Genomic DNA, 13,560 nt, shown 5'->3' with positions numbered 1-13,560 from the left:
TGACAGGCGGGCATCTCGCCCGCCTTCCTGATTAGCGACTGCGCTTGGCGTGGCGCTCCCAGTTATCTCGCTTCGCATCCTCTGACTTACGCAACGAGACATAGCATGCTCCGCTGCCACCGTGATACGGCTGCGCTTCGCAAAAGGCCTGTACTTCGTCGAACTCGGTCAGCCAGCGCGCAAGATAGCTGCGCACCACGTTAGGATGCGACTGCTGTTCACGCCCTTTACCATGCACGATGATCAGGTTGCGTAGCCCGTCACGTCCGGCCTGGCGAATAAAGGAATAGACCAGCTGGCGGCATTGCTCCGCAGGCTGGCGTAACAGCGTTAAGCTGGCCTGACGGGAATATTTGCCGGAACGCAGCTTATCAAATACCCCCTGCTGTACCCCTTCGCGCTGGAACATCAGCGGCTCGTCAAGGGGCAACAGTTCCAGAAACCCCAGCGTCAGAAAGTTATCGAGCTGCTCAGTATCTATTTCCTGACGCGCCCGCGTGTTGCGGCTCTGCTGCCAGTGAATATCCGCGCAGCGTTTGAGCGGCTGGACATCCTCCATGGCGTCAAGAAAAAGTGATTTGTCGTCAGGGTTCATGGAAATCCTCCGGCTACATCTGAGTGATGTACTATACCTGCGCCCGTTGCGGGTCTCAATCATCCAGGCACGGGTTCAAATAATGGCTTAAGGAACAGATAATCGCAGACGCAATAAATTTAATCTAACCTTAACTTAAATTTCAGCCGTAATTAATTAAATAATTTACGTTAAAAAATCGTGAAATCAATCACTCAACGTCCTTCTCTTTTAAGAAAAAGCTGTTATAACTTAATAAACCTGCCCAATGGATAATGCATGTAGGATCCGCGAAAGGACGCACGACTGTGTGTACTGTGGAGTCTGTCTGATGTCGGGCAGACTCTATTTTTTTATTGTTGTTATTTTGATTAAATTAATTTCCTGGCTTCCCTTCGAAACTGCGTGATTAATGATTCGGCAAGCGGTGTCTGGCGAGAATCACGACGCTGAATTAAATAATATGCTGCTTTAGGCAGGGTTTCGACAACCGGCAGCATTATCAGACGGTGCGCCAGAAGCGGATCGCAGCCCAGCTCCTGCGGTAAAATGCTGATGAAATCGCTTTGTGCGACGAGGCTAATACAGGAGGAAAAGGTCTCACAGACAACGCCAATTCGCGGTATTTGAGAGCGATGGTTAAAAGTATCCTGCAACTGCTTATAATAACTTCCCCGGGGCGTAGGCATCGTCCAGTTATATTGCAGAAGCTCATTAATTGAGGTCGCCCCTGTCGCCGGATGCCCTGCCCGACAAAATACAGCAAAAGGCTTTTCGAACAGCTTTTCAAACGTAAATTCGTGATCGTATGGCCCCTGATAATAGGTATTGATGGTAAAGTCCAGCTCACCCTGACGTAATTCATTAATCATCGACACCAGCTGGCCTTCCATAATCCGGACGTTGACCTGAGGATGCTGCGCATGAAAACGCGTAATGACGGCCGGCATCAGGCTGCGTGAAATGCTGGCTCCCATCCCAATATTGATCTGCCCGGCAAGCTCGCCCTGTCGCTGGCGGATGTCATCCTGCGCTGCACGCAGCTCTTCCAGAATCAAATTAGCGCGGTGATAAAACCCTTCCCCGCACTCGGTCAGCGCGACGCCTTTACTCCGGCGCACAAATAGCTGGGCCGCCATACCCTCCTCCAGCTCTTTAATGGATTTGGTCAGCGCGGGCTGCGAAAGATTAAGCGTCCGGCTGGCGCCGCGAATGCTGCCCTGACGCGCCACTTCGACAAACGCCCTGATTTGATGAAATTTAATCTGAAATGACATAACGAGACCGATAACCGTTGTTTATCAGAGTAAAGAAACTGTCATCTACTTTAATGGAAACGGATGTGCGAGGGTAATTCCTGAACGGTTAAAACTGTGAAAAAACGATTAGTGATAAGTAAAAACTATCACAGCGTGAAGCAGTTCACATATTTTAATGATGACAGGAAAAGATATGAACGCACTGGCGCAGTACATTCAGACATTAGCTCCACAACTGAGCGCATGGCGTCGCGATTTCCACCATTTTGCGGAATCCGGCTGGGTAGAGTTTCGAACAGCTGCGAAAGTCGCGGAGATCCTCGACTCGCTGGGCTACGAACTGGCGATGGGGCGCGACGTGGTCGATGCCGAAAGCCGTATGGGACTGCCCGATGATGCCACCCTTTCGCGAGAGTTTGCCCGCGCCCGGGCGCAGGGTGCGCCGGAGAAATGGCTGGCGCCGTTTGAGGGCGGATTTACCGGCATTGTGGCGACCCTGAATACCGGACGTCCGGGCCCAACGCTGGCGTTTCGGGTAGACATGGATGCACTTGATTTAAGCGAAGCGCTTGACGAAAGTCATCGCCCCTTCCGCGACGGTTTTGCCTCCTGCAATGCGGGAATGATGCATGCTTGCGCGCACGACGGCCACACCACCATTGGTCTGGGGCTGGCGCAGGTGCTTAAGCAGAATGAAGCGCAGCTCAACGGCATCATCAAACTGATCTTCCAGCCTGCTGAAGAGGGTACGCGCGGCGCGCGGGCTATGGTCGCCGCAGGCGCGCTGGACGGCGTGGACTACTTTACCGCCATTCATATCGGGACCGGCGTTCCGGAAGGGACGGTGATCTGCGGCAGCGATAACTTCATGGCGACCACCAAATTTGACGTGCGCTTTACCGGGGTCGCCGCACACGCTGGCGGTAAACCAGAAGAGGGCCGTAACGCCCTGCTCGCGGCTGCCCAGGCCGCCATCGCGCTGCATGGCATCGCACCACACAGCGAAGGCGCGTCCCGGGTTAACGTCGGGGTCATGCAGGCGGGCAGCGGACGCAACGTGGTTCCGGCTGATGCGTTGCTTAAGGTTGAAACCCGCGGCGAAAGCGAGGCTATTAATCAGTATGTCTTTGAGCGCGCACAGGCGGTAATTACCGGCGCGGCGGCGCTCTACGGCGTAACAGCCGGGGTAAACCTGATGGGGGCGGCGACCTCCAGCGCCCCTTCCCCGGCCTGGGTCGATTATCTGCGCGAACAGGCAAGCCAGGTGCCCGGCGTGACTCATGCCATTGATAAGGTCAAAGCGCCTGCGGGCTCCGAAGATGCCACGCTAATGATGGCCCGCGTACAGCAGAACGGCGGCATGGCCTCGTATATGGTCTTCGGCACCGAGCTGAGCGCCGGACATCACAACGAAAAATTCGATTTTGATGAGCAGGTGATGAACGTTGCCATCGAAACGCTGGCGCGAACTGCGCTTAATTTCCCGTGGACGCGAGGTGTGTAATGCAGGAGAACTACGCTTTTATCGCCGATGCCATCGACACGCGATGTCAGACGTTAACCGATATTGCCGACGACATCTGGGATCATCCCGAAACGCGCTTCGAAGAGTTCTGGTCCGCCGAACGGCTCGCCAGCGCGCTGGAAGCAGAGGGCTTTACCCTGACGCGGGAAGCCGGAGGCATTCCCAATGCCTTTATTGCCAGCTACGGCAGCGGCAAACCCGTTATCGCCCTTCTGGGCGAATACGATGCCCTGGCCGGGCTAAGCCAGCAGGCGCACTGCGCGACGGCGCAATCCGCCACCCCGGGGGCGAACGGCCACGGCTGCGGGCATAACCTGTTAGGCACTGCTGCCTTCGCCGGGGCGGTGGCGGTGAAAAGCTGGCTGGAACAACACGGCGGCAGCGGAACGGTACGATTTTACGGCTGCCCCGGCGAGGAAGGCGGCTCCGGTAAAACCTTTATGGTACGTGAAGGTCTGTTTGACGACGTAGACGCTGCCGTGACATGGCACCCGGAGGCCTTTGCCGGGATGTTTAACGTCAGCACGCTGGCCAATATTCAGGCCGCCTGGCGGTTTAAGGGGATCGCCGCTCATGCCGCAAACTCCCCACATCTGGGGCGCAGCGCGCTGGATGCCGTGACGCTGATGACCACCGGTACAAACTTCCTCAACGAACACATCATTGAAAAAGCGCGCGTTCATTACGCCATCACCGATACCGGCGGGATTTCGCCCAACGTGGTACAGGCCCAGGCCGAGGTGCTGTACCTGATCCGCGCCCCGGAGATGGCCGATGCGCAGCAGATCTACGCGCGCATCGAGAAAATCGCCCAGGGTGCGGCGATGATGACCGAAACCACCGTCGAGTGCCGCTTTGATAAAGCCTGCTCCAGCTATCTGCCGAACCGTACGCTCGAAGCGGCGATGTACCGCGCATTGCAGCATTATGGCACGCCGGCCTGGACGGAAGAGGAACGCGAATTTGCCCGTGAAATCCGCGCCACGCTCACGGCAAACGACCTGCAAAACAGCCTGAAAAACATTGCCGCAACGGGGGCCGAAGAGGGAAAAGCGTTTGCCCGACGCCATCAGGAGACGCTGCTGGTGGATGAAGTTGCCCCTTACGCCATCACCGATAACGTGCTGGCAGGCTCCACCGATGTGGGGGATGTCAGCTGGAAGATGCCTGTCGCACAGTGCTTTAGCCCCTGTTTTACCGTCGGCACCCCACTGCATACCTGGCAATTAGTGGCGCAGGGGCGTACCTCAATTGCCCATAAAGGCATGTTGCTGGCCGGAAAAGTGATGGGCGCGACCGCGCTGCATCTGCTTCAGGATGCCGACCTGTTGCGAAAATGCCGGGAAGAGTTCGAACAACACACAACAGAAAAACCGTACGAGTGTCCGATCCCGCAGGGCGTGACACCGTCACCTTTAAAATAAAAAAACACAACACAACAACACAACAACAGTCCCGAGGAACGCCCATGAGTATGTCTTCCATACCTTCGCATTCCCCATCCGGTAAGCTCTATGGCTGGGTTGAAAGGATCGGCAATAAAGTGCCGCACCCTTTCCTGCTTTTTATCTATTTAATTGTCATCCTGATGGTCGCGACGGCCGTGCTGTCCGCCTTTGATGTGAGCGTGCGCAGCCCGGCCGACGGCAGCATGGTGGCAGTGAAAAACCTGCTCAGCGTTGAAGGGTTGCACTGGTTTTTGCCGAACGTGATTAAAAACTTCAGCGGTTTTGCGCCGCTGGGCGCCATCCTGGCGCTGGTGTTAGGCGCGGGACTGGCCGAACGCGTGGGTCTGCTGCCCGCGCTGATGGTGAAAATGGCCTCGCACGTCAGCGCGCGTTATGCCAGCTATATGGTGCTGTTTATTGCCTTCTTCAGCCATATCTCGTCCGACGCGGCGCTGGTGATCATGCCGCCGATGGGGGCGCTGATTTTCCTCGCCGTTGGCCGTCATCCTGTTGCGGGTCTGCTGTCGGCGATTGCGGGCGTCGGCTGTGGGTTTACCGCTAACCTGCTTATCGTGACCACCGATGTGCTGCTCTCCGGCATCAGTACGGAGGCAGCCAGCACCATCGATGCGACTATGCACGTCAGCGTGATCGACAACTGGTACTTTATGGCCAGTTCGGTGATTGTCCTGACGATTGTCGGGGGGCTGATTACCGATAAGATCATTGAGCCGCGCCTGGGTAAATGGGAAGGCCGGAGCGATGAAAAGCTGGAGACGCTGAGCAAAGAGCAGCAGTTCGGCCTGCGCGTAGCCGGGATCGTCTCGCTGGCGTTCATTGCGGTGGTGGCGCTGATGGTGGTGCCGGAAAATGGCGTGCTGCGCGATCCGATCAAACACACCGTACTGCCCTCGCCGTTTATTCAGGGCATTGTGCCGCTGATAATTCTCTTCTTCTTCGTCGTTTCGCTCGCGTTCGGCATCGCCACCGGCAAAATCCGCCGTCAGGGAGATCTGCCGCACCTGATGATCGAGCCGATGAAGGAGATGGCGGGTTTTATCGTGATGGTGTTCCCGCTGGCGCAGTTTGTCGCCATGTTTAACTGGAGCAACATGGGCAAGTTTATGGCCGTGAGCCTGACGGACGCGCTGGAGGCGGCGGGGTTGAGCGGTGTTCCGGCGTTTGTCGGCCTGGCGCTGCTGTCGTCCCTGCTGTGCATGTTTATTGCCAGCGGGTCGGCCATCTGGTCGATTCTGGCGCCCATCTTTGTCCCCATGTTTATGATGCTCGGCTTCCATCCTGCGTTCGCCCAGATCCTGTTCCGTGTCGCCGATTCCTCGGTGATCCCGCTGGCGCCCGTGTCACCCTTCGTTCCGCTGTTTTTAGGCTTCCTGCAACGCTACAGACCGGAGGCTAAGCTGGGTACCTACTATTCGCTGGTTCTGCCCTATCCGCTTATCTTCTTAGGGGTATGGCTGGTGATGCTGGTGGCGTGGTATCTTGTCGGCCTGCCGATTGGACCGGGTGTTTACCCGAGGCTGAACTAAGGAGTACTGATGCTGAGATTACTCGAAGATAAGATTGCGACGCCGCTGGGGCCGCTGTGGGTTATCGCGGATGAAGCGTTCAATCTGCGCGCGGTTGAATGGGAAGAGCACAGCGACCGGATGGTTGAGCTGCTCAACATCCATTATCGCGCCGAGGGTTACGAGCGTATTACTGCCCGTAATCCTGGCGGGCTGAGCGATAAACTGACGGCCTACTTCGAGGGCGATCTCAGCATTATTAATACCCTGCCAACCGCCACGGCGGGCACCCCTTTCCAGCGCGAGGTGTGGCAGGCGCTGCGTAATATTCCCTGCGGGCAGGTGATGCACTACGGTCAGCTGGCAGAACAGCTTGGCCGTGCCGGCGCGGCGCGCGCGGTCGGTGCGGCAAATGGCTCTAACCCCGTCAGCATTGTGGTGCCTTGCCATCGCGTGATCGGGCGCAACGGCACCCTCACCGGCTATGCCGGGGGCGTACAGCGCAAAGAGTGGCTGCTGCGTCACGAAGGGTATTTTCTGCTGTAATTCCCAGGCTTTTTGTGCTTAATTTTCTTCCTGTTAGGTTCATAATCCTTAATCATTCTGTGGAATTTCAAGGAGATGGCAACACGCTGCCGTCTCTTGTCTTTATTGGGGGTTTGCCAGACTTACGTCCTTACCAAAAAGATGTTAAAATTGACCAATATCAATTAAGGCTTGAGCAAACCTATGATCCCGGAAAAGCGAATTATACGACGCATTCAGTCTGGCGGTTGTGCTATCCATTGCCAGGATTGCAGCATCAGCCAGCTCTGTATCCCGTTTACTCTGAATGAGCACGAACTCGATCAGCTTGACAATATCATCGAGCGCAAAAAGCCTATTCAGAAAGGGCAGACGCTGTTTAAGGCGGGAGACGAACTGAAATCGCTCTATGCTATCCGTTCTGGCACCATCAAAAGCTACACCATTACCGAACAGGGCGACGAGCAGATCACCGGCTTCCATCTGGCAGGCGATTTAGTCGGCTTTGACTCCATCGGCAGTGGCCATCACCCGAGCTTTGCTCAGGCGCTGGAAACCTCTATGGTCTGCGAAATTCCGTTTGAGACGCTGGACGATCTGTCCGGTAAGATGCCGAACCTGCGTCAGCAGATGATGCGTCTGATGAGCGGTGAGATTAAAGGCGATCAGGATATGATCCTGCTGCTTTCCAAAAAGAATGCCGAAGAGCGTCTGGCCGCCTTTATCTATAACCTCTCCCGCCGTTTCGCGGAGCGTGGCTTCTCCCCGCGTGAATTCCGTCTGACCATGACGCGCGGTGATATTGGCAACTATCTGGGCCTGACCGTGGAAACCATCAGCCGTCTGCTGGGTCGCTTCCAGAAGAGCGGAATGCTGGCGGTTAAAGGTAAGTACATCACCATCGAAAACGGTGAAGCGCTGGCCATTCTGGCGGGTCACTCACGTAACGTGGCATAACTCTCCCGGATATCTTATGCCAGGTCGATAAATTTTCATGATTATTGATCTGGCAAAAACTTCCCCCCTGTTTCATTCAAGATATATAGGTTACTCTTTTACTTACAGACTGTGGTGACAGTAGTAAGGAGACCTGTATGGCAAAGTATCAAAACATGCTGGTGGCTATCGATCCTAATCAGGACGATCAGCCGGCATTACGACGTGCTGTGTATTTACATCAACGGATTGGTGGCAAAATTAAAGCCTTTTTGCCGATTTATGACTTCTCATACGAGATGACCACCCTTCTGTCGCCTGACGAGCGCACCGCTATGCGTCAGGGAGTGATCAGCCAGCGTACCGCGTGGATCCGCGAGCAGGCGAAATATTACCTGGAAGCGGGCGTACCGATTGATATCAAAGTGGTCTGGCACAACCGACCTTTCGAAGCCATTATTCAGGAAGTGGTGGCCGGTGGGCATGACCTGCTGCTGAAAATGGCGCACCAGCATGACAAACTGGAATCTGTGATTTTCACTCCAACCGACTGGCACCTGCTGCGCAAATGCCCTTGCCCGGTATGGATGGTGAAAGATCAGCCATGGCCTGAGGGCGGGAAAGCCGTCGTGGCGGTGAATCTGGCCAGCGAAGAGGATTATCACAATTCGCTGAACGAGAAGCTGGTGAAGGAAACCATCCAGCTTGCCGACCAGGTTAACCACACCGAAGTCCATCTGGTGGGCGCCTATCCGGTTACGCCAATCAATATCGCCATCGAGCTGCCTGAATTTGACCCGAGCGTGTATAACGACGCGATTCGCGGTCAGCATCTGCTGGCCATGAAAGCGCTGCGCCAGAAATTCAGTATCGATGAGAATATGACGCACGTAGAAAAAGGGTTACCGGAAGAGGTTATTCCGGATCTGGCGGAACATTTGCAGGCCGGGATTGTGGTGCTGGGCACCATTGGCCGGACCGGTATCTCTGCCGCGTTCCTGGGAAATACCGCCGAGCAGGTGATTGACCACCTGCGCTGCGACCTTCTGGTCATCAAACCGGATCAGTATCAAACGCCGGTTGAACTGGACGATGAGGAAGACGATTGACCCCAAAATGAAAGCCCGCCGGTAACGGCGGGCTTTTTTATTACGCTTCGCTCAACCGCTGCGTCGGTGCCTCGTCGCCGGCATTCATCCAGGGCGCGTGCAGAACCATGCTCGGCAGCGCCAGCTTGATCTCCTGCTGGTTCAGCCCCTCCAGAATACGGATATTGATCTCCTGCTGAATATCCATGTACTTGTTGTAGTCCGCCGTATTAACGATATGGACCACCTCGAAGGTCAGGCGATCGCGATCGAAGCCCAGGAAATGGGCGCGGTCAAACTTCGTTTCCCCGACGTCGGTAATGATCTGTTTGACCATATCACCCACTGAACGCAGTTTGTCCGGCGCCGTGTCGCTGGCAACCCCGAAGGTAAAGACGATCCGGCGCGTTTGCATCCGTTTGTAGTTATGCAGCGTCTGTTGCAGCAGAATGGCGTTCCCGCAGACAATCTGCTCCCCGCTCAGGCTGCGGATACGGGTGGTTTTCAGGCCAATGTGCTCTACCGTCCCGGCGACATCGTTAAACACCACAAAATCGCCAATTTCGAACGGCTTATCAAAACCGATGGAAAGCGATGCAAACACGTCGCTCAGGATCGTTTGCACCGCGAGGGCGATTGCAATACCCCCTACCCCAAGGCTGGCAACCAGAGCAGTGATGTTGACGCCCGCGTTAGCAAGAATAGACAGCAGCATCACTGACCAGACTATGGCACGGAGGATAAGCCCCGTGATCACCAGCGTCACCGGGTTTTTATGGCTTCCCGGCGCCAGCATGACGTGACGAAGCCACGACACCACCCCCTGATCCATCCACAGCGCCACCTGGATAGCGAAGACCAGGAACCAGGCGTGGCTCACGGTACCAAAGAGATGATCCGGTAAGTCGACGAAACGCAGGCTGAATAACAGCGCCACGACAAAAAGCAGGAAGCGGCTGGTGCGGTTAAGCATATCCGTCAGGATAAAACGCATCCGGTTGGTGGTGGGGTGCTTGTCGCCCCAGGTAGTGATCCCTTTCTTAACGAAGGCGATCAGACGCGTCAGCAGCCAGTACACCAGCAGAGTCACAAAAACCACCGTGGCGACGCCGATCCAGAAAGATGGCGTCATCATCAGCTCGATGATGTCGAAGCGGGACAAAAATCGCATTACACCTCCTCGTATTACACAAAGGGTAAAGTATAGACAGAGGAGAAAAGCTGGCCGCAGAAATAAGAAAACCGCCCCGGGGGGCGGTTTGTCAGGATGAAGCGCAATTACAGCGCTTTCAGGATCGCATCCACGCTGGCCTTGGCGTCGCCAAACAGCATGTGGGTGTTATCTTTAAAGAACAGCGGGTTCTGCACGCCAGCATAGCCGGTGTTCATAGAGCGTTTGAAGACAATGACGTTCTGCGCCTTCCACACTTCGAGAACAGGCATACCCGCAATCGGACTACGCGGGTCGTCCTGCGCCGCCGGGTTAACGGTGTCGTTGGCGCCAATCACCAACACGGTGTCGGTGTCGGCGAAATCATCGTTGATCTCGTCCATTTCCAGCACAATGTCGTAAGGCACCTTCGCTTCCGCCAGCAGCACGTTCATGTGGCCTGGCAGACGCCCCGCCACCGGGTGAATACCAAAGCGAACCTTGATGCCGCGCGCGCGGAGTTTCTCGGTGATTTCCGCCACCGGATACTGCGCCTGCGCCACCGCCATGCCATAGCCTGGGGTGATGATGACGGAATGCGAGTTTTTCAGCATCTCTGCGGTGTCTTCCGCGCTGATTTCACGGTGTTCACCCACTTCCTCATCAGAACTGGTTGATGAGCCGTCAGAACCGAAGCCACCCGCGATGACGCTGATAAACGAACGGTTCATCGCCTTACACATGATGTAAGACAGGATCGCACCGGAAGAACCGACCAGCGCACCGGTGACAATCAGCAGGTCGTTGCTCAGCATAAAGCCTGCCGCCGCCGCCGCCCAACCGGAGTAGGAGTTCAGCATGGAAACCACCACCGGCATATCTGCTCCGCCGATAGACGCCACCAGATGCCAGCCGAAGGCCAGCGCGATGATGGTCATCACCAGTAACGCCAGCACCTGCAAGCCTACGCTTTCGGTACGCACGAAGACCACCAGCAGCACAAAGGAAACGACCAGCGCCGCCAGGTTCAGCTTGTGGCGGTTAGGCAGCATCAGCGGTTTGGAAGAGATCTTCCCGCGCAGCTTGCCGAACGCCACAATCGACCCGGTGAAGGTCACCGCACCGATGAAGATGCCGAGGAACACTTCGGTCAGGTGGATGTTCACCAGAATCGGCTCCAGGCCCGGTTCGTGGTACAGGTAGCTGTTGAAGCCCACCAGCACCGCCGCCAGACCCACGAAGCTGTGCAGAATGGCAACCAGCTCCGGCATCTCGGTCATTTCAACGCGTTTCGCCAGACGAATACCAATCGCGCCGCCGATGATCATCGCCACCAGGATCCACGCCACGTTGCCGGTGTCCGGCCCAAAGATGGTGGCAATCAGCGCAATCGCCATCCCGGCGATACCAAAGTTATTTCCCTGCTGAGACGTTTCGTGTTTGGAAAGCCCCGCCAGACTGAAAATAAACAGGATTGCAGCAACAATGTATGCGGCTGTAACTAATCCTCCAGACATATGCTACCCCTTAGCCTTTACGAAACATTTTCAGCATGCGCTGAGTCACGGTGAAACCACCGAAAATATTGATACTGGCGATCAGCACCGCAATGAAGCTCAGGAAGCTGATCCAGCCGCCATGACCAATTTGCAGCAATGCCCCGACCACGATAATCCCGGAGATGGCATTGGTGACCGACATCAGCGGGGTATGCAGCGCATGAGAAACGTTCCACACGACGTAGTAACCCACCACGCAGGAGAGCGCGAAGACGGTGAAGTGGCCAAGGAACTCTTTTGGCGCGACATCCGCCAGCCAGCCAAACAGGATAATAACCAGCGCCATGATGGCGTATTTGCGCCACGGCGACGCAGGTTTTGCTGGCTCCGCGGGCTCTGGCGCCGCTTTCGGCGCAGCCTGAGGTTGAGCGGAAACCTGAATCGGCGGTGCAGGCCAGGTGATTTCCCCTTCACGCACCACGGTAACGCCACGCACCACCACATCATCAAAATCAACGGTAATGTTGCCGTCTTTCTCTTTGCAGAGCAGCTTCAGCAGGTTAACGAGGTTCGTGCCGTACAGCTGAGAGGACTGGGTTGGCAGACGCCCTGGCAGGTCGGTATAACCGATCACCTTCACGCCGTTCGCGGTCGTCGTGACCTGGTTTGGCACGGTATACTCACAGTTACCGCCGTTTTGCGCCGCCAGATCGACAATAACGCTGCCCGGCTGCATGGAATCCACCATCTCACGGGTGATCAGCTTCGGCGCCGGTTTACCCGGAATAAGCGCGGTGGTGACAATGATGTCCACCTCTTTTGCCTGCGCCGCAAAGAGCGCCATTTCCGCCTTAATAAAGGCTTCAGACATGACCTTCGCGTAACCATCACCGCTGCCCGCTTCTTCCTTGAAGTCCAGCTCAAGGAATTCGGCGCCCATACTCTGCACCTGCTCCTTCACTTCCGGCCGGGTATCAAACGCGCGAACAATAGCGCCCAGGCTGTTTGCGGCCCCGATAGCGGCAAGACCTGCCACACCGGCACCAATCACCATCACCTTCGCGGGTGGTACTTTACCTGCCGCCGTAATCTGACCGGTAAAGAAGCGACCAAACTCATGCGCAGCTTCGACAATGGCGCGATAGCCGGCAATGTTCGCCATGGAGCTCAGCGCATCCAGAGACTGCGCGCGCGATATACGCGGCACGGAGTCCATCGCCATCACGGTGACACCGCGTGCTGCCAGCTTCTCCATCAGCTCCGGGTTTTGGGCTGGCCAGACAAAGCTCACAAGCGTCGTGCCCGCGTTCAGCAGTTCAATTTCACTCTCTTCCGGTGCGTTGACCTTCAGAATGATGGGTGATTGCCAGACTTCAGCACCGTCCACTACGTCCGCGCCAGCCTGAGTAAAGGCCTCGTCATCGAAACTCGCCAGTTTGCCCGCGCCGCTTTCAATCGCGACGGTAAAACCCAGTTTAAGCAGTTGCTCCACCGTTTTTGGTGTTGCCGCTACGCGGGTTTCATTGGCTAACCGTTCTTTTGGTACCCCAATACGCATAGTTTTCCCTTCCATCGGTTTTTGATGATGGTTTGTCGATAATTGCCCACGGTTTGTATCAATTTTCACCATCGAGATATCGACGGAGAATGATTAACCCCGGAAAATAAAACAGTAACAAACTTTCTATAACCTACTGAAAATAGCGCCCGTGATCTACCGCCAGAAAACACTATTTCTTACTTTATCTGTGAAAAATAAGCGATCGGGGTCACTGACAGAGATATTTACCTTAAATTCGCCTTCAGGACCGATAAATCGCGCAAGCGAAGCGGTAAAAACATGATATAGCGCCATAAAAGAACAACTCATTAACATTAAATTAACTTGTAAAAGTCATATGCTTAATCAGTTTTGCTTGTGAAATGCCTGTTTTTTCCACATATCACAAAATGTTATCGAATCAGGTCCTTTGGTGAGCACAGGCTGTGAAAAATGCCGCAGACAGCGATGGGTGTTAAATGCCATAATC

At 55.4% G+C, this 13,560-nt stretch carries 11 protein-coding genes; 6 read left to right on the top strand and 5 right to left on the bottom strand.

The genetic code is table 11. The features are described from left to right. Positions 1 to 31 precede the first annotated feature (31 nt). Complete coding sequence (smrA, locus tag FZF21_RS09715) at positions 32 to 595, bottom strand: DNA endonuclease SmrA (protein WP_032653382.1); 564 nt, start codon at positions 593 to 595, stop codon at positions 32 to 34. A gap of 350 nt (positions 596 to 945) precedes the next feature. Continuing rightward, complete coding sequence (locus FZF21_RS09710) at positions 946 to 1,851, bottom strand: LysR family transcriptional regulator (protein ID WP_003857524.1); 906 nt, start codon at positions 1,849 to 1,851, stop codon at positions 946 to 948. A gap of 175 nt (positions 1,852 to 2,026) precedes the next feature. Between FZF21_RS09710 and FZF21_RS09705 the strand changes: the two genes are divergently transcribed. The 6 genes from FZF21_RS09705 (at position 2,027) to uspE (ending at position 8,902) form a co-directional block, all read left to right on the top strand. Beyond that, positions 2,027 to 3,337 (top strand): M20 family metallo-hydrolase, encoded by a 1,311-nt coding sequence (locus tag FZF21_RS09705; protein WP_045339709.1) that lies wholly within the window; start codon positions 2,027 to 2,029, stop codon positions 3,335 to 3,337. After that, positions 3,337 to 4,782: a M20 family metallopeptidase gene (locus tag FZF21_RS09700; RefSeq protein ID WP_149120964.1), complete on the top strand. Its 1,446-nt coding sequence runs from the start codon at positions 3,337 to 3,339 to the stop codon at positions 4,780 to 4,782. Before FZF21_RS09705 ends, FZF21_RS09700 begins: the two co-directional genes overlap by 1 nt. Before the next feature lie 44 nt (positions 4,783 to 4,826). Further along, complete coding sequence (abgT, locus tag FZF21_RS09695) at positions 4,827 to 6,353, top strand: p-aminobenzoyl-glutamate transporter (protein WP_017694100.1); 1,527 nt, start codon at positions 4,827 to 4,829, stop codon at positions 6,351 to 6,353. Positions 6,354 to 6,362: 9 nt separating this feature from the next. Further along, positions 6,363 to 6,878, top strand: coding sequence for a methylated-DNA--[protein]-cysteine S-methyltransferase (gene ogt, locus FZF21_RS09690; protein WP_015570643.1), 516 nt, complete (start codon positions 6,363 to 6,365; stop codon positions 6,876 to 6,878). Between the two features lie 183 nt (positions 6,879 to 7,061). Continuing rightward, entirely contained in the window at positions 7,062 to 7,814 is a 753-nt protein-coding gene (gene fnr / locus FZF21_RS09685) for a fumarate/nitrate reduction transcriptional regulator Fnr (RefSeq protein WP_149120965.1), read from the top strand. Between the two features lie 137 nt (positions 7,815 to 7,951). Continuing rightward, positions 7,952 to 8,902 carry a universal stress protein UspE gene (gene uspE, locus FZF21_RS09680; protein ID WP_006808916.1) on the top strand — a complete coding sequence of 317 codons (951 nt, stop codon included), beginning with the start codon at positions 7,952 to 7,954 and terminating at the stop codon, positions 8,900 to 8,902. A 40-nt stretch (positions 8,903 to 8,942) separates the two neighbouring features. On the opposite strand, the gene FZF21_RS09675 is transcribed toward uspE, so the two are convergent. From FZF21_RS09675 to pntA, 3 genes are all read right to left on the bottom strand, one after another. After that, a complete protein-coding gene (locus FZF21_RS09675) occupies positions 8,943 to 10,052 on the bottom strand; it encodes a mechanosensitive ion channel family protein (protein WP_017694101.1) in 1,110 nt (369 codons plus the stop codon). Positions 10,053 to 10,159: 107 nt separating this feature from the next. Further along, positions 10,160 to 11,548 (bottom strand): Re/Si-specific NAD(P)(+) transhydrogenase subunit beta, encoded by a 1,389-nt coding sequence (gene pntB, locus FZF21_RS09670; protein ID WP_149120966.1) that lies wholly within the window; start codon positions 11,546 to 11,548, stop codon positions 10,160 to 10,162. Between the two features lie 10 nt (positions 11,549 to 11,558). Next, positions 11,559 to 13,088 carry a Re/Si-specific NAD(P)(+) transhydrogenase subunit alpha gene (gene pntA / locus FZF21_RS09665; RefSeq protein ID WP_017384575.1) on the bottom strand — a complete coding sequence of 510 codons (1,530 nt, stop codon included), beginning with the start codon at positions 13,086 to 13,088 and terminating at the stop codon, positions 11,559 to 11,561. Positions 13,089 to 13,560 lie beyond the last annotated feature (472 nt).

The sequence above is a fragment of the Enterobacter sp. LU1 genome, assembly GCF_008271405.2.
GTDB lineage: Bacteria > Pseudomonadota > Gammaproteobacteria > Enterobacterales > Enterobacteriaceae > Enterobacter > Enterobacter hormaechei_C.
Note: the sequence above shows the minus strand (reverse complement) of the source record. Positions and strands in the feature narration are given on the sequence as shown.

Coding starts and splice junctions, on each gene's coding strand:
- abgT (WP_017694100.1), top strand. CDS start 4,827: ATGAGTATGTCTTCCATACCTTCGCATTCCCCATCCGGTAAGCTCTAT.
- FZF21_RS09700 (WP_149120964.1), top strand. CDS start 3,337: ATGCAGGAGAACTACGCTTTTATCGCCGATGCCATCGACACGCGATGT.
- ogt (WP_015570643.1), top strand. CDS start 6,363: ATGCTGAGATTACTCGAAGATAAGATTGCGACGCCGCTGGGGCCGCTG.
- FZF21_RS09675 (WP_017694101.1), bottom strand. CDS start 10,052: ATGCGATTTTTGTCCCGCTTCGACATCATCGAGCTGATGATGACGCCA.
- fnr (WP_149120965.1), top strand. CDS start 7,062: ATGATCCCGGAAAAGCGAATTATACGACGCATTCAGTCTGGCGGTTGT.
- pntB (WP_149120966.1), bottom strand. CDS start 11,548: ATGTCTGGAGGATTAGTTACAGCCGCATACATTGTTGCTGCAATCCTG.
- uspE (WP_006808916.1), top strand. CDS start 7,952: ATGGCAAAGTATCAAAACATGCTGGTGGCTATCGATCCTAATCAGGAC.
- pntA (WP_017384575.1), bottom strand. CDS start 13,088: ATGCGTATTGGGGTACCAAAAGAACGGTTAGCCAATGAAACCCGCGTA.
- smrA (WP_032653382.1), bottom strand. CDS start 595: ATGAACCCTGACGACAAATCACTTTTTCTTGACGCCATGGAGGATGTC.
- FZF21_RS09710 (WP_003857524.1), bottom strand. CDS start 1,851: ATGTCATTTCAGATTAAATTTCATCAAATCAGGGCGTTTGTCGAAGTG.
- FZF21_RS09705 (WP_045339709.1), top strand. CDS start 2,027: ATGAACGCACTGGCGCAGTACATTCAGACATTAGCTCCACAACTGAGC.